The following is an 18,528-nucleotide window of genomic DNA, read 5'->3' as shown; positions in this document are numbered from 1 at the left end:
TCAGACCTCCTGTGTGTACTCGATGACTACGACGGCGCCGTGTGCGCCCGCGGCCCCCGCGCCGCCACCCCCGGAGGGGAAACCTCCAGCGCTGCCGGAGTTTCCGCCGCCGCCTGATTGGCACCACTGCCAAAAGGTCGGGCTGGTGCCACCGGCTGGGACCAGCCCGGACAGGCCGCCGGTCGATCCGGACCCGGCGCCGCCGCCTCCCGCAGCGAGCAGTCGGACAACACCGCTCGTAGCCGCCTGTCCGGGCTGTCCGGCGGATCCCCCGTTGCCGCCGCGCATGCCCGCTACCAACCCGCCGATCCCGCCGTTGGCGCCTCCCGCACCGCCGGGGGCTGCGATGCTTCCGAACTGGCTTGCACCGCCGTCACCGCCGCTCGTCCCGCCGAGGCCGACGACGATATTGACGGTGGCGTCGAGGTCGTCGGGTCGGATCCGCTCGAGCAGGACCGCCGCACCGCCACCACCGCCCGTGCTGGCGCTACCGCCGCCGCCCGCACCGCGGACCAGGACATCGACGCGTAGGAGCCTGTCCGGCTTCGTCCACACCGCGTCATCGGTGTAGACGCGCATCGTCGCCAGTGCGTTGGCCACTAGGTGAACCGTTCGATCACGAACGCGATCCCGTTGCCGCCGTTGCCGCCAGCGGTCCAGCCCGAGCCCAGCGGGGCGGCAGCCCCGCCGCCACCACCTCCAGCGGGCACCGCGCCGTGGCCGCCGGGGTGCTCATATCCGCCGCCACCACCACCGCCACCGGTGGCGATTACCGACGCCGGAGCCGTACCGTTTTCATTCACGCTTCCACCCGGGGAGATTCCCCCGGTGCCGCCCGCGCGCGCGACGGCTGCGTAGCCGTTTCCGCCGCCACCGCCACCGCCACCGCCGTGCAGGTCGAACTCCGAGCTGGAGTGCCCACCGCTGGAGGAGGTGCCGGTGGAGCCGTTGGTCCCGCTGCCCATGCCTCCAGTGCCGCCGGGGATCATGCCGGTACCGCCGAGCCCGCCGATGGAGGGCTGGCCTTGACCGCCCTGTCCGCCGTTGCCGCCTCCAGCGGTCAAGAAGGTGCTGAATGTGGTGTTCCCGCCGCCATTGCCAGGCGCCTGCGATCCTGTCCCGCCGCCACCGCCAGCCCCGATACCGATCGGAATGGGATCGAACACTCCCCCGGTCCGAGGTAAGAGATTCGCCGGAATGGATGTGTGTACTTCTCCGCCGCCACCCCCGCCGGCCCCGCCGCCACGGTTTGTGCCGAGGACGTCCTCGCGCCCGCCACCCCCGCCCGCACCTGCGCCGATCAGGATGACGTCGATGGACAGCACGCCCTCCGACGGGGTGTAGAGCTCGCCGTCGGTGAAGACGAGCGCGTCTCCTTGCAGGACGAGCTGCTGGAAGGCGTCCTCGAGGTCTGCGAGCTGCTGAGTGTGGTCGGTGATGATCGGCAGGTCCTTGACATAGTCGTCGTTGACCGTGCCGAAGATCGCGTCAACGATGCTGACGAAGCCACCGAGAACCCCGCCGATCGCAGCGCCGATGAAGGACAGGATCATCGCGATCAGTCCGCCACCGAGCCCCGCGAACTGCTCGGACGTGAAGCTGTCCTGGAGCTGCTGGGTGATATTGGCTTCGGTGTGGTGTTGCTTCGACGGGATCGACCCGTTCCCGCCGGTGACGCCCCACCCGCCTGGTGTGAGCCCGCCGGGCCCGCCGGGACTACTCATCGGCGCACGAACGCTTTCATATCGCGCACCAGGCGGTCGATGTCAAGCCCCGGTGCGTTCGCCGCCCCTGCCCCGAGAAGGTCCGGCGGCAGGTACGCAATCGCCTCGTCGCAGTAGCGCCGATAGAACCTCTCGGTGAACTCCTGCGCGCGCCCGTGGGTGATGGCATAAAAAAAGCCGCCGCGGCGAGCGACGACCGGTGTGTAGTGGCCTCCTGCGAGTGGCGGCATCCCGTGCCGCACATCCCAGGGTCTGCCTGCCGAGATGTCCTCGACCGCATAAGCGGGTAGCCGCCATCCGACTCCGACCGCGCCGAAGATGTAGGCGGCGGCCGCGAGCTCGTCCGGATCGCCAGGCGTGATCGAGACGTATGCGCCGATGCGGTGGCGGCGTCCCGCGGTGTCGACGATCCCGGCGCGCCGCCGGTACGACGCGGCCGCCTGCAGGTCGGTCCCGCGATCGGTTTCCGGCTGCGACTTGTCATACCCGGTGCAGGCCGCGTAGTCCGAAGCGATCGTGTCAGCGTCGAATTCGACGTCGTCACCTGCTTCGCGCGCCCACAGCAGCGTCTCGTGTGCAGCGCCCGCCCACACGCTTACCGCGAGCTCGTCGGCACCGAGCATCGGGTAGTCCGCGATCGTGTGGTCGTAGCCGAAATCGGCCGGGATGCGCTGACGCAAGGCCGGATCGAGGTAGCTGCTGAGGTTCAGCATGGTCGCGTTGATACGCGCGGGGAGCTTGCCGAGCCTCACAGCTGGTCCTTGAGGCTGGTCGGAAGCTCAGGCTGCGGAGGGACTGGTTCGCCGCGCTCGTGGGCGATATCCCTCCGATCGGACCAGACCCAGAACCTTCGGATGTACTTCATCGCGTCGATGCCGAGTTCTTTCCATTGCTTCAGCTCTTCTTCGAGCGCGCCGACGCGGCCTTGCAGCTCGGACACCTTCTTGCCCTGCCAGGCCGTCACGGCGCCGAGGATGACGGCGATGATGCCGCCGTAGGCGACGATGTGTTCGGGGCTCACGCGCCCTCCCGCGGGTATAGATCAGCCTGGTGCCGCCTGCGAACCACTCGGTCGACAGCTTCGGCGGCCTGCTCCGGAGACAAGCCGGGCGCGACGTTCACAGTGAGGGCGCTGCCCGGCGGACGCTGGGATCGAACCGGCGTAACGGCCTGCCGGATCAGGAGGCCTGCGGCGAGGGGTGCGACCAGCATGTAGATACCGATCGTGGTGTCGACCCATTCCGTGTCGACCTTGCGGCCGAGCACCGCCGCGGCGAGCGCGGTGATCGCGACAAGCAGACCGCGCAGGACGGCGGGCTCGGTGCGCAGCAAGCGGAGGATCATCGTGCACCGCCCTCAGTGAGCAGCTTGAGGATGGCGTCAGAATTGCGCCGGGCCAGCGTCGCCTCGCGGTAGGTCGCGAGCACGTAGCCGATCAGCGAGCTGCGGCGCGCCTGGTTCGGTGAATTGGGGTGCTGGTCGGGGTCGTCCTTCTTGTCGATGTGCAGGTCGACCGGATTGATGTAGCCGTCCCAGACCACCTCGTTCCAGATGTCGGCGAGCCCCGCGCGGTTCCAGAACTTGCCGTCCTTGATGTTGTAGTAGGTCTTCTGGAAGACCTGGCGGACGGCATGCGGCACGCCGATCTGGTTGTGAATATCGGTGATCTGCTGGTCAGACATGATGACGCCTCCTGGCGGGTTGTCGATGATCTTCTGGACGTCCCGACGGAATGCGTCCATGTCGATGCCAGCGGGGTCGATCTTCCCCTCGCTGCTGTACTCGCGATGTGCCACAACGTCGCCCATCAGGCGGCCCTCCGTCCGAGCTTGCGCATGATCGCCGCGGCGCCGCGCTTGTAGGCGTCGAGCTGCACCGGGGTCCAGTCGCTGCCGTCGCCGCGGCTGACGGCCTCGATCCCGATGACGTGGTAGTTGGCGTTGTCAGTCGGCCAGCCGGGCCACGAGCCGCGGCCCGCATGCCAACAGACACCGACGGCGATCACCCGGAAGGTGCCGTCGCGTTCGAGGACGAGCTGGGCGAGTGGACCTTCGAGGCCGGGGCGCCCGTTCTGGACGATGCGCCAGTCGTTCGACCCGCCACCAGCGGTGTGGTGGCAGAGCACTCCGCGTATGTCGCGGAAGTCGCCGTGGCCGCGGTCTTTCCAGCCGTCGTGCTCGATGACGTTGAGACCTTCGTCCCGCAGGACATCGGCTAGCCAGATGGGATCTCCTGTCCAACCCATCGGCGCACCTCCTTCTTGATCGGGTTCGCGGGCGCCCGCGAGCCATGGCAGGGGGTCGAGACGATCACCGCTATCTGCGGGCGCCCAGAGAGCGCGGTGGATCTCCAGGTGGAGGTGCGGGGCGACGTTGCCGTTAGTCCAGGGGTCCGGGTCGATATGCCCGATGCGCTGGCCGGCCTCGACGCGTTGGTGCAGGTCCACTTCGGGGACGATGTGGCCGTAGACGCTGTATCCGCTGCCGTCGGCTTCGGAGTGGTCGATGCACACCCACCGGCCGAATCCCGTTGCCGGGCCGACCCGGTCGATCCAGCCACCTTGCACCGCGTTGACAGCCATTCCGGCGGAACCGCCGGGGCGGCCGAAGTCGAGCCCGTAGTGGAACTCTCCTGCACGGTTGCCGAACGATGAGGTGACGATTCGGCCTGCGCCGAGCGGCCAGTACCGTGCCGCGGTCACGACGGCTCCTCGGCGCCATGCTGCTCGGCGAGCTCGGCCAGGCGGGAGAACGCGGCGGGCAGGGTTTCGCGCTGCACCGCCGCGGCGGCCGCCCGCTCCTCCGGCGTCATCTCGCTGATCCGCTGCGCCATCTTCGGATCGAGCTCGCCGAGGAGCTTCTCCGCAGTGGCGCGCCACTTCTCAGCTGCCTCCGGATCGGCATTCGCGGTCTTCCACTCGTCGTACTCGACCCGGTCGACTACCTTCGGCACGTTGAGCCAGCCCGCTTCGGGGTGATCGCCCGGGATCAGCCACTTCCTCTGGAGGGTCGGGTCGTGGCGAAACCCGAGGCTGACCAGCAGTTCCGACAGCAGCGGTCGAACGCCGGGGTGGACGGGGACCTCGCCCATATCCTGGTTCGGGCTGGGGAAAGATCCGAGCGCCCACGCGATGTGCTGGCGTGGGTCGTCCATGTTGGCGGTCTCTTGTGTGATCGCCGTGCTCAGTCCTGCAATTTCCATTGCGTCCCTTTCGAATTCAGCTGATGAGGTGGACGCCGATGTTGGAGATCGTGGCCAGCGCGAAGGTGATGGCGCGGTTCTGTCTCTCGGCGAGGGTCATCGCGGCCTGGGCGAGTCCGATCTGCGCTTTGTATTCGTGCGGCTGACCGGCCTCGTAGTCCCAGGAGAGGGTGACCTCCTCGACCTGGTCGACGCGGATCGTGCTCGTCGCCTGCTCGAAGGTGGAACCGATCCGGTGACCGGGCATGAACATCAGGCCGGGCAGGAATCGACCGCCGGAGCCGAGCGACATAACGTGCGCGGACTGCGATTTCGTGGCGAGCAGCGCACCGCGCAGCGCGACCACAGCACCCAAGCTCCATGCGTTGTTCTCGGCACCCTGGCCGTAGACCTCGAAAAGGTGAACCCAGCCCAGCTCGTGCGCGCGGCCGTGGTGTTGCCATTCCAGCCACGCGAGAATGGTGCCGACCAAGAACGGCATCACGACATCGGCGATGATGCTGCCGAGCCCGGAGAAGCCAGCCAGCAAAAAGTAGCCGATCAGAGCGCCGATGGATTCGATCGTGAGACGGGCAAGGCTGTCTGCGAGCGGGTTGTCACCGCCGACAACGGCCCTCACCGCGGTCGCGGCCCCCCACGTCCACTCACTCGTCTCGATCGCGTTGTATTTGCTGTCGCGGATGACGATCCACGTTCGGGTGGGATCACCGGGCCCGAGGTAGTCCGCATCGAAGTAGGACGCCGGCCAGCCTTCCGGGTCCTCGACGAAGACATCGACGGACTCGACGAACCCGCCGACGAACTGCTGCGCGGTGCGAGTCAGCCCACCGGCCAGGCCACCGCCCGTAGCGGTGCCATCAGGCGAAAAGTAGCCCGAATCGTCGGCGACCTCGAGGACAAGGGCGCCGTTGGCGACGACGGGCACACCGGGGACGTCGGATGTTTCGCCGTCGTCCGTGATGATCCTGCGGTACCGCATCGTCAACTGCGCGTCGTCGAGCGCGTTCTGGATGACCTGGTCCATGCGGGTCATGCGGGTGGCGAGCAGCGTCCACGTCGACGAGTCGTCGAGATCGATCGGATTGGCTTTGATCAGGACTTGCCAGGATGACCAGTCGAAGAGTCCTCCGCCCTCCGCGAACAAATCGTCCGGAAGCGTCCAGAGGTTTCCCTCGAGGCGGATCAGATTGAGCAAGATCATCATCGAAATCGCCCACTTCGCGGGCCCGAAAATTGGCAAAACGCGAGGGAACTGGAAGATCGGGATAGGCAGCAGCGGGTTCGGTGCGCCCAACATGAACTGCAAGTACTGGAGGTCGTCGACGAAGACGATGTCCAAATACCAAAGGCCGCCCTTGCGGACGGCCTTGAAGTACTTCATGATCCCTGACCAGCGAACTTTCCCGCCGTAGTGGTCGACGGTGATGACCACGTTCTTTTTGGCATTCGGGTCATCGGGAATGTTGATGACCCTCTTCGCCAGCCAGTGGTCCATCCGCAGGCGCAGCGTGCCGCTGGTGCCGAATTCGTTGCGCTTGAATGGAAAGTCTCCAGCGATGCTGTCCGGGCATTCCCCCATCAACGCCAACCCCGGTGAATCGTCGGCACGGTTGGTCCACAGGCGCGACCGCGGGCGTGCGCGGCGCATCTGGGTGATCTGGTCGCGGCGCAGCTGGCAGCGTTCGTGGATCTCGGTGTGGCTCAGCATCAGATGCTCATTCCGAACGGCCGCGAGAACCACCTGTCGACTTCGATGGTCGCGGTGACACCGGCGACCGCACCGGTCACCGATACCCAGGTGGTGAATGGGTCGGTGTGCGGCGCGACCGGGTAGAACGCTTCCCGTCCGGCCGACCGCATCCACGGGCCGAGGCTGCCCGCTTGGGTGATCATGTAGGGGTTGTTGGTGTTGGTGTCGATCTCGACGTCTTCGCCAGCGAACAGCGGGGTGACCGGGTAGCGACGATCGGTGTCTTGTCCGGGTGCACGCTGGAAGTCGATTTCCTGCCCGAGTGATGGGTCGGGGATGTCCCAGGTGCCGGGGGCGTTCAGCGTCCAGCGCGGGTGCACGGCCACGTCGCCAGGGTTGCCGGGGTGAACGAATTCGGTTGTGGTGCCCGAGCTCCCGCTCTCCAACGTCCAGGAGAACGTTTCCGGGTCGCCCGCCCAGTGAGGTTGCTCGGCGGCGGCGCTGATCATCAAGGTGTTCGCCGGGAGGTTGAACGGGTCGCGGCCCTCCCACTCGCCGGTCTCGAATGCCTTCGGGTCTTCGAGCAGGCGCATGGTCAGGCGCCGCACACCCCACTCGGCGGTCTCGGCCTCGAGCATGAAAGTGTCGTCCGGATCGCCGAGGTCCATGCGGACCTGGTCGTGGATCCGGACATCGTCGGCCGGGTCGTCGCCGGAGATGACCAGACCGAACAGCGGGTCACGCCGCTTGTACGAAAACCCCTGGTACTTCTCCAGTGCCCCACCGGATTTGATCCAGTAGGTGATGACCGGGGAGTCGTAGAAGGCCTTCGGCTTCGGCATCAGCTCGGCGCCTTCGACACCGCCCTGCGGGCCCGAGATGTTCCATACCCGACCGGACTTGCCGATCAGGCGCAGTGCGAGATGGTCGCTCATCGACCCACCGCCGCGAACTGGCCCATCGCCTTCACATGGTTCTGCCGTTCGACCAGGTCCGCGAGATCACGGACGTCGGCGACGCGCGGCTCGTTCACGTTGGTGATGAACTGCGTGCCACCGCCAGCGCTGTCACCGCGGGGAGCGAACGAGCTCGGATCGATCGACACAGGCGACCACCTCCCGGCATTGATGGCCTCGAGCGCATCGCCATTCCTGACGGACTCGTAGGCGTTGACCATGAATTCGTCCGGGCTGGCCCAGATCGGGATGCCGTCGGAGCGTTTACCGCCGGTCCCCTTGATACGGCCGCCATCGGCGTAGCCGTGGCCCTTGCCCCAGACCTCGGTGGCATCGCCGTACCGCTTGGCGGTGTATTGCACTGATGAGGCGATGTTCGACTCGCCGTTCCAGATCCCGCCGCCGTAGAGCGGGCTGCGGTTCTCGTTGTAGGTGGTGTCGAGCATCTGCATGAGGCCCTTGACGACCTGCTTGCCACCGTTGCCGTCGGTGTCGTTCTCGTTGACCGCCTTCTCGTTGCCGTCGGACTCGAAGTCCATCTGCGTGAGACCGGGCTCCAGCCACGTCGACGGCTTGCCGAGCCGCGACAGGATCGACGAGAAGGCGCCCCGCCACCGCTCGACGGCAGCCGGGAAGTTGCTTGCCGTAGTGGCGTTCTCACCGGTGGTGACTGGACCGGCGCCGGGCACGGTGGTCGACAACGACGGATCCGTCACTGGCGCATCCGATTGCGTGGTCGTCGAGGTGACGACCGTAGGCAGGTTCTGCGGGGTGTAGGAGTACCCGCCGCCCAGGGTGTTGTCGTTGGTGTTGAACTGGTCGTAGAGGCTGTTCGCTGCCTTGTTGTAGACGTTGTTCTCGGACAGGATCGAGTTCTCCAGGCCGAGGCCGGACAGGATCGCGTCGGCGAAGTAGCCGCCCGCCTTCGAGAAGATCCCCTTGAGCGACAACGACGAGTCGTCCTCGGATTTGTTGCCAGCTTCGAGGGTGTTTTGCGCCTTCTGCAGCGCCCGGTCGGCAGCCTTCTTGTCCGCATCGGTCGAGGCCGGGTTCGCGTAGACCGCATTCCGCTGTGAGTTGGCGACGTCGACAGCCGAACGGTTCTCCTCGGCCGTCAGCTCGGTGTCCGACGCCCTGCCCACCGCGGGCGCCTGGGGATTCGTCACCGTGCTGGTCTCGGTGTTCGTCGTCGCAGCACTCGCGCCGGTGGAATTGCTGCCGCCGCTGGTCATCTGCAGGTAGGCGTGATCCCGGAACATGGGATCACCGGCGCCGACGGCGAGGCCGCCGTACATCACCTTTTGGCTGGCGCCACCTGCTTCGACGTTGACACCGTTGGGCAGGGTGCCCGCGGTGTGCCCGCCGCCCGCCATACCCGGGTCGTCGACCCAGCCGACCCGGAAAGCGCCAGCGCTGGCACCGATTCCGGACTTGAAACCGAGTGCCTCGAGGAACTCACCCTCGCTGGCGGTCGACATGCGTCCGGACTGTGGCTCACGCCCGACCGCGACGTTCGACAGGCGCGAGATGTGGCCGGAGCAGTCGTCGTAGGTACCGAAGTCGTAGGCGCGCCCGTTGAGCGACCGCGCGTAGGAGACCAGCTCGTTGACCCGGTTGGTCGTCGTCGTGTTGGTGTTCTCCCCGATCACACCGCCTTCCTGGTGCCCCGGCAGCGACTGGAAAGTGCCGGCGTTGATCTGCGCCAGTTCCTTGTCGTACTGCTTCGACGAGTTGCGGTTGATGACCCACTCGCCACCGTCGACCCGCACGAGGGGAGCGCCGGATCCGTTCACGGCGAGGAAGCCGTCGCGAGTTTCCGAGCCGGGGCCGGTCGAGGGCACGCGGCCGCCAGTGGCGCGGCCGCCGACGTGTCCGCCGGTGATGGTGGTGTAGTTCCCTGACCCGGGGTTCAGCGCTTGGCGCGCAGCGACATTGAGCTGCTTCTCATCGAACGCGACCAGCACGGTCTGGGTCTTGTCGGGCAGCTTCTTGTCGATCAGCGCCTGCAGGCTGGCCATCGCCGCCTCATTCGGGGCGGTGATCCGGATCTCGTCCGGCTTGCCGACTACCTCGGTGACCTTCACGCCGAGCTTGTCGAGGTCGGCGCGAGCCTCCGCTGTCAGCGCCTTGGTCGGGATCGTGATCCCGTCCTTGTTCCTCTTGAGTTGCTCGGCGATCACGACGAGCTGCTGGTTCACGTCGGTAGCGCCGTCGAGTTTCGTCAGGATACGAATCTCGTCAGGCAGGTAGCCGATACTCGCTGCGAGCGCATCGATCTGGACCCTGTCCAACCCGGTCGCCGCGGCGAGCGCATCGAACTGCACCTTGTTCTTGGCGAGGATCGGGTCGAGGTCGTTGCCCGCGACCGCAGCCTCGGCGGTGGAGTCGCGGATCGCCTTGAGCGCGTCGTAGAGCTTCTTGCCGTTGGCGGTGGTCGTGTCGATTTCGTCGCCCTTGACCAGCTGGGCGCCGACACCCTTCTCCGGATCCCAGTTGTCCGCGAGCTCCTGGGTCGTGCGGACCTGCTCGTTGTAGCGGGCCAGCGCATCCTGTGCGGACACGGACTTGCCCGACAGAACATCGAGGGCGGTCTTGAGCGCGGATACCTTGTCGCCAGCGGTCGACGACGTGTTCGCCAGCGTCTTCACGGACTCGGACAGCGTGAAGAACCCAGGTGTGGTGTCCTGTGCGATCCGGCGCGCGTCGAGGATGCCCTGGCGCAGCTCGTTCATCTGGGTCAGGGCGTAGCGGCCGTCCTGACCCATCCCCTGGAGCTTCGCCGACAGGTCAGCGAACGCCCCGTTGTTGCCGAGCTGCTCGGCGAGCTGCTTGTCCGACAGCTTGAGGTCGTCGATGATCTTCTTCGCACCAGCCCAGCGGTCCGCTTGGAAGTCCTTGTTAGCGGTCTCGTTCGACCACGGCGCCTCCCAACCACGTTCCAGGAACCCCGAGCGGGCATTCGCGGCCTCCTCGAGGGACTTCTTCATGGTCTGGACCTGGCCGGTGACGTTCGAAAGCGCCGACGAGTCAAACTCGCCACCGGTGGAAGCGAAGATGTCGACCAGATCGCTGCGGGCAGAACTGATTTCGACCATGGTCGCGCGCAGCGACTTTGCGTGTTGCTCGGCAGCCTTGGACTCGCTGTTGAGCTGGTAGGCCGCGGCCGCGACTGCCATGATCGCGACGACCCACGGTCCACCGAGCGCGCTCACCAGGCCACGCCCGGCGCTCGCTGCGCCGCTCGCTGCCGACCGCAAACCGCTCGCGGCAGCAGCAGCGGTGCCAGCGGTGCGTCCGAAACGATTTGCCGCTGTGGCAGAGTCGAGGAACGCGCGCTGCATGCTCGCGACCGCAGGCACATGGTTGCCGAGCTGCTGTACCGACGACCCGAACCGGCCGAGCGCGACGTGGCCGTTGTTCGCAGTCGCCGCGACGCCTCCCGTAGCAGAAGCCACGGCGCCGATGCTGCTCGTGGCGGTAGCTGCTGCGGCCTGCGTGCGGTTGAGCGCGCTGTTGGTGTCGGTGATCTGGGTGCGGATTCCGCCGAAGATCGGCCCGAGGGTGCGGAATCCTAGGTAGGCGGCGACGGCCGCGGTCACCAGTCCGGGGTGGGCGTTGAGGAGCTCCGCGGCCACGTGCAGGAACGGCGCCATGATCGCTGCCCAGGTCTGGAAGCCATCGACGACGGCAGACAGAATGCCAGGCAGCGCTGCGAGCAATGGCTGCAGCTGCGCGAGGTCTTCCCTGGCTTCGCCGAAGAACGCTGTCATCTTCGACTGGCCCTGAGTCGATTTCAGGAATGCCGCAAAATCGGCGGTGATGAGGCGCAGATTCTTCGACGTGTCGCCGGCGTCGGCGGCGCGGAAAATGCTGGCGGTCATCGACCCGACGTCACGAAGGATCCCGAAGAACGTCTTCGCGGCGTCGATACCGTCCTGAATCCACTCCCGCAGCGAGCCGTCTGCCGCACTGAGCTGGATCTTTCGGTTGAAGTCGTTCGCGAACCGCGCGAAGTTCTCCCCCGCACGCGGCAGGAAGTCGGTGCCGATCGTGATGAGCTTGGTCAGCGCGTCGGTGAGCGGGCCCGCGCCGCGCGCAGCGTTGCGGAAGCCGGTCGCGACGTTGGTCAGGCTCTTCGAGAAGTCGGCCTTGTTGGTCTCCGACGACAGCGACGCAATCGACGCGCGCAGACCGGAATTGAGTGCCGAGTTGATGCTGACCATGCCGTCACGCAGACCAGGCAGCTGAACCTTCGCGAGGTTGGTGACCGCTTCACCCATACCGTCGGTGAGTGCGTCTTGCGATGCCTTGCGTGCCTCGGTCCACGCCGGACCCAGAGCACGAATATCGGTGACGAGCTCCTTCGCGTTCGGGCTGAGCTTGGCCATCGCCTTGTCCAGCGCGCTCTGCGAGGAGCTGCCCACCGACTGCTCACGCTCAGCCCTGGCCAGCGACTGGTGCGCACGGCGCTGGGCCTCGACCGCGTCGACGACCCGCTCGCGGGCCTCGGTGACACGGTCGGACCCATCGATCCCAGCCGCGTTCGCCGCGGCGGTATCGGCCTGCAGATCGGCGGTCTTCTGCTGCTGCTCCTTGAGCCGGGCCACCGCCTGCCGGTACGACAAGTCCGCGCGGGCGCGCGCAGTGCTGTCCGCCGAGGGATCTGCCCGCACCTGCTGCATCCGCTGGGCAGCCTCTTGGACTCCGAGCGCCGCGTCCTCAACCGAGAGCTTCTGATCGTCGAGCTCGCCGTTCATGTCGCGGAGCTCGCGGGCCGCGTCCTTGTAGCTGTTGTTGAGGTCCTTCTGTGCGCTCGCGGCCGCACGGTTGGAATCGGCGACGTCGACCTGGGCGTTCTCGACGGCATTGAGTTTGTCGGCGACGTCACCAGCGTTCTCGGCGGCGTTCTTCGTTTCCTCCGACATCGCCTTGAAAGTCGCTGGGATACCCGAGAATCCGGTGATCAGCGAGGCAGCACCGGCAAGGACACCGAAGCCCGCAGCCGGAAGCAGCGCCAGGGCGTGGGTCGCCTTGGCTGCGGCGCCGGCCACCGCGAGCAGGTTGGCGATCGCACCTGGCGCGCCCAGGATCGTGACCGTGGCGGCCGGTATCGCCAGCACGCGCGTGAGACTGCGAACCAGGCCACGGCTCTGCCCCATCGCACGCGAACCGTCGATCCCGACCCGGGTGGAGATCGCGCCACCAGCGAGCGCCCGCACCGCGGCGATCTGAGCCATAGCCGTCGAGGTATCCGCGTCGAGACGGGTGGAGATCGCACGACCACCCAGCTCCCGCACCGCGGCGATCTGAGCGGTCGCCGAACCGGTGTCCGCGTCGAGACGGGTGGAGATCGCGCGACTCGCGAACTCCCGCATCGCCTCGATATCGGCGTAGGCGGTTGCCGTTTCGGCATCCACCTGAACACCGACATTCAAGCTCATCACCTTGAGCTTGTTCTCGGCCTCGATCTTGAAGCCCTCGAAAGAGGGCCTCATCCGGATCGCTCCGGTTCCAGCGTCGTACTGCGGCATCGCCCACCCCCTCTACGCGTCGAGCTGCGGCGTCAAACCCACGTGCTGTGGGCTGAATTGGGAGACGAGTCGATTCATGCCGGCCTGCCGTTTACGCAGGGCATGCATTTCGGCACCGGTGAGGGGCCGTGGAAGTGCCGCTGTCCGTGGGTCTTTCACGATCTGGGCGAGCATGATGTCGCCCAGATCGCGCAGGGCATGCATTTCTGCGGTGAAGCCGACCGGGTCAGGGTGCTTCTGCCGCTTCACCGGACCGATTTCGGCAGCGAGGTCGGGGTCGGTGAGCAGCGCGGAGTGGGTTTCGCTACCGACAGTGCGGGACACCTTGCGGTAGAAGCGGAAGAACTGGGGCCAGGACTTCTCCCGGGCAATCCAGTCCAGGGCGTTCACGCCGAGGATCTGCTGAAAGTCGGCTTCGATCTGGTCCCAGTAGTCCTCGACGACCCGCAGGACCCGCCTTATTTTCCCGGGACAGCCTCAATGGTCTCGCCTGCCCAGTGCTTGCGGAGGTCGGTGATGAGGGCTTCCCACTCGGCCAGCGGACGGTCGTCGTACAGCTTGACGATCGCGTCGTAGGCGTCGCCGAAGAACGCGCGGTCCGCGTCTTCGTGGGTAGTCGACTCGATCAGGCCCACGTTGCGGCGCCGGGTCAGCGGCATGATCACGATGTCCTCGGTCAGCTGGTACGGCGTAGGCGGGATGACTTCCTGCTGCAGCTCGTAGAAACGGCCGACAGGTGCCTTCGCGGCGAGAGGTGCGGGAATGTCGGTGTGCTCGGTTTCGGTGGGCTTGCGTGTGGTCATGATGTGCCTCCCCGGCAATCAAATTGGATGGAATCCCCGGCGTGATGGAGAGCCGCCCGCGCCCGCCGGGGTGGGGCGCGGACGGCGATCAGGGGCGATCAGGAAACGGTGATCGCGGTGGTGTCGGTGAAACCGGCGTAGGTGGCGGTGATCGTGGCCGAACCGGTCGCGACCGCGGTGACCAGACCCGACGACGAGACGGTCGCCTTGGCCGCATCCGAAGTGCCGTAGGTGGCCTGGGACGTACGGACGACACCGTTGGAGTCGGTCACCACCAACTGCTGGGTGGCAGCGGCCGCCAACGTGGCAGTCGGCGGAGTCAGCAAGATCGCGGTGACCGGCGGGAAGTAGCCCGCGGCCGGGGCGAGCTCCTTCCAGCCGAGGCCGGCCTGGGTGATACGGGTCGCGTACCCCAACGTCCGGTGCTTGAGGAACTGCAACGTCACCGGGTACATCGCGATGCCGTCGTCGTTGTAGGTGATGTCACCGGACTTCGACAGGGTCGCGCGACCGGAGTCGATGATCGTGTAGACCTCTTTGTCCTCTTCGCCGTCGACACCGATCATGATCAGGCTGTATTCCTGGTTGAACGCGCCTTCGCGGATCACCAGGTGCACCTCGCCGGAATCGGCGTCGGCAGTGACATCGGAGAAGTCCTGGCCCCAGTACAGGCCCGCGCTCACCATGCTGGTTTCCTGCATCGTGAAGTCGACGGTGGTGTCGCGCGACTTGCGGATGATGCGGGTCGCGGTCTGCTCGCCGTAGGTGTCCACCGGGGTCGAGTTGATCGCGGTGGCCAGCTTGGTACCGGCCTTCTTGTCGAGGTTGCCGACCGGAATGTAAGCGGCGGGCAGCGGGGTGATCGTGCTGTCGTTACCGGTGAAGTCGGTGGGGATCGGAGTGTTCTTCGGGGCAAGGTAGATAGCCCAGTCGAGTACCGCGATCTCCAAATCCGGGTTGCCCTTGCGCAAGTCGGTTGCGAAATCGGCCATGATGATCTCTCCTAAGTCGTCAGGTCGCCCGGGTGCGGGCATGAAGCGGTGACACACGCCGGACGGACGTGCGTGGGAACGGGGATGTCAGATCAGGTGAGGGATTCGCGGACTTTGGCGTAATCCGGACGCGGCGAAGGCATCCGGCACACCACCCGGTAGGTCAGCGGCACCAGCCGCGAATCCGGGCTCAGCTCAGGCAGCTGCTGGGGGCCGATGAACTCCTCGATGCAGTCGATCAAGGTGGTCGACCCATCAGCTCGAGCGACGCTCCCGCCACGGGAGAAGCTGAGCATCCACTGGCGGCAGTACTCGGCGAGCTCCCAGGACTCCGAACGGGTGCGCCCGATGGTGGCGACCTGGACGTTCGCCGGGTCTTTCATCGCCACGGACTCCGCCGCACCACCACCGCGATAGACCCGCACCAACGGCAGCCGGGACACGAAATCATCAGGGAGCCAGGTGCAGGCCATCGGCCGCCGCGGCACCCCGCCGTCAAGGATGGGGTCACCGTTGGCGTCGAGGACACCGACCAGATCGAGGAACGGCTGCAGCAGGTCCATGACGACTTCCTCGCGGTCCGGGAAACCGCCCTCCCATATCGCGGGGAATTCGAGACTCACAGCGCCGCCATCATGTTCAAGGCCCTGTTCAGGTCGTGCGCGCCGTCGCCAGGGTGTAGCCCGCCCACGGTGCCGAATTCGTGGGATGCCCCGTAGAAGGCGGTCGCGTCACCGACCTGCAGCGTTGCGACCCAACGATCGCCGACGAACGAGGTGTAGACGCGCGCCGACCTAGCAAGCCGCCCAGTCCTTTTCGCCACGATCTCCTGGTAGAGCGCCTTGTACATCTCAGCGGCCTCGAACAGGATCGACCGGCAAATCGGACCGGCCAGCCACTGCGTGATGAACGGGTTCGGTTCCGGGTACAGGCGAACATCGTCCATATCAGGTGACTCCCTTCACGCGGAACACCTCTTCGCCGAAGTCGTATCCGGTGAGGGGATGAGGGCCGCCCCACCGCTCGCGACCGACGATCTGGAACCGTTCACCTGCTGGCGATTTCGGCCTGTCGGTCTCCTTGATCCCCTCCGAGGAGGGCACGGAGAGCAAGCCGCGTGAGATGCGGGTGTCGCGACCGAAGTCTTCAATCGACTCGCCTTCGGTCCAGAACACGCAGCCCTCGACGGTCAGCGTGGTGTCGGGGAGTCGATCGCCGTTGCGGTCCTTCTCACCTGGGCGCTCGAACGTCCAGGTTTCGCCAGGCCACATCAGAACCCCGGGTAGTGGTCGGCCTGGTCGAAGCCGGGGTCACCGGCGGCGAAGTAGGCGATCGGATCAGACCCGGGCCGGGAGTCGGAGACGAACCCGGTCTCGAAGTCGGAGTCGCCTCGGGTTGTGGCCAACGTCCACAGCCCTGATCGTGGCCGCAGCTTCTGCAGCCACCTGGTTTCGGCGGCGGTGAAAGGCGACCCTGCCACTGTCGCCGCGGCGCGGGTCGCCGTGATCGGCCCCCGCGCCTCGACGATGAACCCGCCGGGGTTCTCGAAAACCCTGCGCGCACCGGACAGGACGATCGCGACCACTTCGCCCGGAACACCGGTCGGAGCGTCGGGCCAATCCTGTTTGGCGATGCCCCGGGCCAGTGCCGAGACATCGGCGATGGCCGCCTCGGCGCGCGCGAGGTCGGCACCGGCGAGGGTGCGTCCCAAGCGCGCGCCGAGCGCGGCCGCCGTGGTGATGTCCGGCAACGGCATCAGGAAACCGTCACGGCGCAGGTGTCGGTCAGCGCCGAACCACCGGTGGGCGGGGTGTAGGTGGCGGTGATCGTGGTGGTGCCCGCGGAGACACCGGTGACCAGGCCAGCCGAGTTCACGGTCGCCCTCGACGGCGTCGAGCTGACGTAGGTCGCCGTCGCGGTGACGTCGAACCCGTTGGAGTCGACCACCTTCAACTGCCGGGTCGCGGTGCCTACGATCGCTGCGGTTGAGGGGGTGACCTCGATCGAGGTGACGGTCAGCAGCAGACGCACACCGCGCACGAAGCCGTCGGCGCCGTCGGTGACCGCCTTGTAGCCCGCGTAGGAGTTGATGATCGAGCGGTCGGTGGAGGTCATCGCGTCGTAGTCCTGGATCGCGCGCAGCGACAGGCCTTCCTCGGCACGCACTGCGCCGTAAACAGCGCCGCGCGGGACCAGGGGAGCACGGTTCGCGAAGATGAACGCGGACTTGTGGTACAGGTACGCCTCACCTTCGCGCAGCGCGTTGGAGGTGATGAACTCGGTGTTGCCGATGCGGCCGATCTTCGCGTCGCGCAGCGCGGTGTTGGCCGAGTCGCCGGTGTGGTCGTACTGCACGAACTGTGGGTCGGTCAGCAACGCCGCTTCCCAGCCCGCACCACCGACCAACGTACGGTTCGCCATCGGCACGTCGGCCGTGTTCAGCGCCTTGCGCGCCGCGACGTAGGCCTTCCAGGTGTCGCCCGAGCCGGTGCCGACATGGACGGTGGTCTCGTAGGTCGCGCCCTGGATCATCGCTGCGATGTCGTCCTCGAGGCCTTCGACCACCGCGCGGACCTGCGGGAGGATGATCTGCCTGCCGAAGTCGGTGATGTCGAGGGTGAGTTCCTCGTCGGTCACCGGGACGGCGTTGTAGACGTCGTCGGTGAGCTGGACCGGGATCTTGGTCTCCGACAGCGAGTCCAGCTGGATGTTGCGGTCGGAGCCCGTCGCGCGCAGCTCCCGCCGGCGGGCGGTGGTGCGAGCAGGGATCCGGATATCCACGGTGTCCTGCAGAGTGCCGCTGAAGTCGCCGATCCCGTTGGTCCACACGATGCGTGGAAGGACGATCTCGCGCAGCAGCAGACCGATCGCGGTGTCGACGACGCGCGTGGGCTTTTCGAATACGTTCGGCATGATTACCTCCTGGGGGGTGGTGGCCACCGTGGGCCGCTCATGCCGAGCGGTGGTGGCGGATACTCAGCGCGGAATCCGCGCGGCGAGCTTGTGGGGGTCGTTCTCTTCCGGCTCCGCGTCCGGCTTGCCGCCGCCCCGCAACTGCTCGCGCGGCTGCTGGGTGAGGGGAACCGGTTTCGGGAAGTCCTCGAGAAGGTCGTCGGCGTCGGCCTCGAGCTCCTCGCGGGTCGCACCGCGCAGGCGCGCGGCCTGCTTCGGGGTCAGGCCCTTCGCCGCGGCCACATCGGCACGCAGCTGGTTGGCCTTGAGCTCGGCGTTCTCTTGCTGGACCTGCGCCAGCTGGTCGTTGAGACGCTGCTCGTTGGTCTTCTGCGAGTCCTTGAGCCTGTCGAACTCCGTGGCCTTGGCCTTGTAGTCGTCGTAGCCCGCGTACTGGGCTTTCAACTGCCCCAGCCGTTTTCCGAGCAGCCTGTCGAGCTGGTCCTGGCTGGTGATCGGCGCGAACGCCGGAGTTGCAGGATCGGTGTCAGGTTCCGGGTCCTGCTGCGCGCCCTGATCGGGCGTGGGGTCCGCGTCTGGGATAGCGGGATCCGCTGGATCACCATCGGGGGACGCGCCGAGCTGCGGCCAGATCGGGCCGCGCTTTCCGATTCCCAGGGCCCGAAGGCCCGTGAGCGGGTGGATCGGCAAGGTGGTGTCGAACATGTTTCCTTCTTCC

General features: G+C 66.7%; 20 protein-coding genes. All 20 read right to left on the bottom strand.

Annotated features, from left to right (window positions below):
- Entirely contained in the window at nt 1-600 is a 600-nt protein-coding gene (locus ACFWPK_RS22470) for a glycine-rich domain-containing protein (RefSeq protein WP_378918724.1), read from the bottom strand.
- Entirely contained in the window at nt 600-1,724 is a 1,125-nt protein-coding gene (locus ACFWPK_RS22465) for a hypothetical protein (protein WP_378918722.1), read from the bottom strand. Before ACFWPK_RS22465 ends, ACFWPK_RS22470 begins: the two co-directional genes overlap by 1 nt.
- Complete coding sequence (locus ACFWPK_RS22460; protein WP_378918720.1) at nt 1,721-2,476, bottom strand: hypothetical protein; 756 nt, start codon at nt 2,474-2,476, stop codon at nt 1,721-1,723. The genes ACFWPK_RS22465 and ACFWPK_RS22460 overlap by 4 nt, the downstream gene beginning before the upstream one ends.
- Nucleotides 2,473-2,745: a hypothetical protein gene (locus tag ACFWPK_RS22455; protein WP_378918718.1), complete on the bottom strand. Its 273-nt coding sequence runs from the start codon at nt 2,743-2,745 to the stop codon at nt 2,473-2,475. Before ACFWPK_RS22455 ends, ACFWPK_RS22460 begins: the two co-directional genes overlap by 4 nt.
- Nucleotides 2,742-3,068: a hypothetical protein gene (locus tag ACFWPK_RS22450; protein ID WP_378918716.1), complete on the bottom strand. Its 327-nt coding sequence runs from the start codon at nt 3,066-3,068 to the stop codon at nt 2,742-2,744. Before ACFWPK_RS22450 ends, ACFWPK_RS22455 begins: the two co-directional genes overlap by 4 nt.
- Complete coding sequence (locus tag ACFWPK_RS22445) at nt 3,065-3,532, bottom strand: hypothetical protein (RefSeq protein ID WP_378918714.1); 468 nt, start codon at nt 3,530-3,532, stop codon at nt 3,065-3,067. The genes ACFWPK_RS22450 and ACFWPK_RS22445 overlap by 4 nt, the downstream gene beginning before the upstream one ends.
- Complete coding sequence (locus ACFWPK_RS22440) at nt 3,532-4,425, bottom strand: N-acetylmuramoyl-L-alanine amidase (protein ID WP_378918713.1); 894 nt, start codon at nt 4,423-4,425, stop codon at nt 3,532-3,534. The genes ACFWPK_RS22445 and ACFWPK_RS22440 overlap by 1 nt, the downstream gene beginning before the upstream one ends.
- A complete protein-coding gene (locus ACFWPK_RS22435; protein WP_378918711.1) occupies nt 4,422-4,925 on the bottom strand; it encodes a hypothetical protein in 504 nt (167 codons plus the stop codon). Before ACFWPK_RS22435 ends, ACFWPK_RS22440 begins: the two co-directional genes overlap by 4 nt.
- Before the next feature lie 16 nt (nt 4,926-4,941).
- Nucleotides 4,942-6,633, bottom strand: coding sequence for a hypothetical protein (locus ACFWPK_RS22430; RefSeq protein WP_378918709.1), 1,692 nt, complete (start codon nt 6,631-6,633; stop codon nt 4,942-4,944).
- Nucleotides 6,633-7,550 (bottom strand): hypothetical protein, encoded by a 918-nt coding sequence (locus tag ACFWPK_RS22425; RefSeq protein WP_378918708.1) that lies wholly within the window; start codon nt 7,548-7,550, stop codon nt 6,633-6,635. Before ACFWPK_RS22425 ends, ACFWPK_RS22430 begins: the two co-directional genes overlap by 1 nt.
- Nucleotides 7,547-13,066, bottom strand: a complete 5,520-nt coding sequence (locus ACFWPK_RS22420; RefSeq protein WP_378918707.1) for a hypothetical protein — start codon at nt 13,064-13,066, stop codon at nt 7,547-7,549. Before ACFWPK_RS22420 ends, ACFWPK_RS22425 begins: the two co-directional genes overlap by 4 nt.
- Before the next feature lie 48 nt (nt 13,067-13,114).
- Nucleotides 13,115-13,492 carry a hypothetical protein gene (locus ACFWPK_RS22415; protein ID WP_378918706.1) on the bottom strand — a complete coding sequence of 126 codons (378 nt, stop codon included), beginning with the start codon at nt 13,490-13,492 and terminating at the stop codon, nt 13,115-13,117.
- Nucleotides 13,493-13,560: 68 nt separating this feature from the next.
- Nucleotides 13,561-13,905: a hypothetical protein gene (locus ACFWPK_RS22410; RefSeq protein WP_378918705.1), complete on the bottom strand. Its 345-nt coding sequence runs from the start codon at nt 13,903-13,905 to the stop codon at nt 13,561-13,563.
- A gap of 98 nt (nt 13,906-14,003) precedes the next feature.
- Nucleotides 14,004-14,897, bottom strand: a complete 894-nt coding sequence (locus ACFWPK_RS22405) for an Ig-like domain-containing protein (RefSeq protein ID WP_378918704.1) — start codon at nt 14,895-14,897, stop codon at nt 14,004-14,006.
- Nucleotides 14,898-14,989: 92 nt separating this feature from the next.
- On the bottom strand, nt 14,990-15,520 hold the full coding sequence (locus tag ACFWPK_RS22400) for a hypothetical protein (protein WP_378918703.1): 531 nt from the start codon (nt 15,518-15,520) through the stop codon (nt 14,990-14,992).
- Nucleotides 15,517-15,843: a hypothetical protein gene (locus ACFWPK_RS22395; RefSeq protein ID WP_378918702.1), complete on the bottom strand. Its 327-nt coding sequence runs from the start codon at nt 15,841-15,843 to the stop codon at nt 15,517-15,519. The genes ACFWPK_RS22400 and ACFWPK_RS22395 overlap by 4 nt, the downstream gene beginning before the upstream one ends.
- A 1-nt stretch (nt 15,844) precedes the next feature.
- Nucleotides 15,845-16,168 carry a hypothetical protein gene (locus tag ACFWPK_RS22390; RefSeq protein ID WP_378918701.1) on the bottom strand — a complete coding sequence of 108 codons (324 nt, stop codon included), beginning with the start codon at nt 16,166-16,168 and terminating at the stop codon, nt 15,845-15,847.
- Nucleotides 16,168-16,653 (bottom strand): hypothetical protein, encoded by a 486-nt coding sequence (locus ACFWPK_RS22385; RefSeq protein WP_378918700.1) that lies wholly within the window; start codon nt 16,651-16,653, stop codon nt 16,168-16,170. Before ACFWPK_RS22385 ends, ACFWPK_RS22390 begins: the two co-directional genes overlap by 1 nt.
- The gene (locus ACFWPK_RS22380; RefSeq protein ID WP_378918699.1) at nt 16,653-17,810 is read right to left on the bottom strand and encodes an Ig-like domain-containing protein; all 1,158 of its coding nucleotides are present in this window, start codon (nt 17,808-17,810) and stop codon (nt 16,653-16,655) included. The genes ACFWPK_RS22385 and ACFWPK_RS22380 overlap by 1 nt, the downstream gene beginning before the upstream one ends.
- A 63-nt stretch (nt 17,811-17,873) precedes the next feature.
- Entirely contained in the window at nt 17,874-18,515 is a 642-nt protein-coding gene (locus tag ACFWPK_RS22375; protein ID WP_378918697.1) for a hypothetical protein, read from the bottom strand.
- Nucleotides 18,516-18,528 lie beyond the last annotated feature (13 nt).

The sequence above is a fragment of the Nocardia sp. NPDC058519 genome, from assembly GCF_042719755.1.
Lineage (GTDB): Bacteria > Actinomycetota > Actinomycetes > Mycobacteriales > Mycobacteriaceae > Nocardia.
The sequence above is the reverse complement of the archived record's forward strand: the minus strand, read 5'-3'. Positions and strand labels throughout refer to the sequence as shown.

What these genes read in the sequence shown, in the direction of transcription:
- ACFWPK_RS22465 (WP_378918722.1), bottom strand. Translation starts at nt 1,724, where the DNA reads ATGAGTAGTCCCGGCGGGCCCGGCGGGCTCACACCAGGCGGGTGGGGC.
- ACFWPK_RS22450 (WP_378918716.1), bottom strand. Translation starts at nt 3,068, where the DNA reads ATGATCCTCCGCTTGCTGCGCACCGAGCCCGCCGTCCTGCGCGGTCTG.
- ACFWPK_RS22445 (WP_378918714.1), bottom strand. Translation starts at nt 3,532, where the DNA reads ATGGGCGACGTTGTGGCACATCGCGAGTACAGCAGCGAGGGGAAGATC.
- ACFWPK_RS22435 (WP_378918711.1), bottom strand. Translation starts at nt 4,925, where the DNA reads ATGGAAATTGCAGGACTGAGCACGGCGATCACACAAGAGACCGCCAAC.
- ACFWPK_RS22430 (WP_378918709.1), bottom strand. Translation starts at nt 6,633, where the DNA reads ATGCTGAGCCACACCGAGATCCACGAACGCTGCCAGCTGCGCCGCGAC.
- ACFWPK_RS22425 (WP_378918708.1), bottom strand. Translation starts at nt 7,550, where the DNA reads ATGAGCGACCATCTCGCACTGCGCCTGATCGGCAAGTCCGGTCGGGTA.
- ACFWPK_RS22420 (WP_378918707.1), bottom strand. Translation starts at nt 13,066, where the DNA reads ATGAGGCCCTCTTTCGAGGGCTTCAAGATCGAGGCCGAGAACAAGCTC.
- ACFWPK_RS22410 (WP_378918705.1), bottom strand. Translation starts at nt 13,905, where the DNA reads ATGACCACACGCAAGCCCACCGAAACCGAGCACACCGACATTCCCGCA.
- ACFWPK_RS22405 (WP_378918704.1), bottom strand. Translation starts at nt 14,897, where the DNA reads ATGGCCGATTTCGCAACCGACTTGCGCAAGGGCAACCCGGATTTGGAG.
- ACFWPK_RS22395 (WP_378918702.1), bottom strand. Translation starts at nt 15,843, where the DNA reads ATGGACGATGTTCGCCTGTACCCGGAACCGAACCCGTTCATCACGCAG.
- ACFWPK_RS22390 (WP_378918701.1), bottom strand. Translation starts at nt 16,168, where the DNA reads ATGTGGCCTGGCGAAACCTGGACGTTCGAGCGCCCAGGTGAGAAGGAC.
- ACFWPK_RS22385 (WP_378918700.1), bottom strand. Translation starts at nt 16,653, where the DNA reads ATGCCGTTGCCGGACATCACCACGGCGGCCGCGCTCGGCGCGCGCTTG.
- ACFWPK_RS22380 (WP_378918699.1), bottom strand. Translation starts at nt 17,810, where the DNA reads ATGCCGAACGTATTCGAAAAGCCCACGCGCGTCGTCGACACCGCGATC.
- ACFWPK_RS22375 (WP_378918697.1), bottom strand. Translation starts at nt 18,515, where the DNA reads ATGTTCGACACCACCTTGCCGATCCACCCGCTCACGGGCCTTCGGGCC.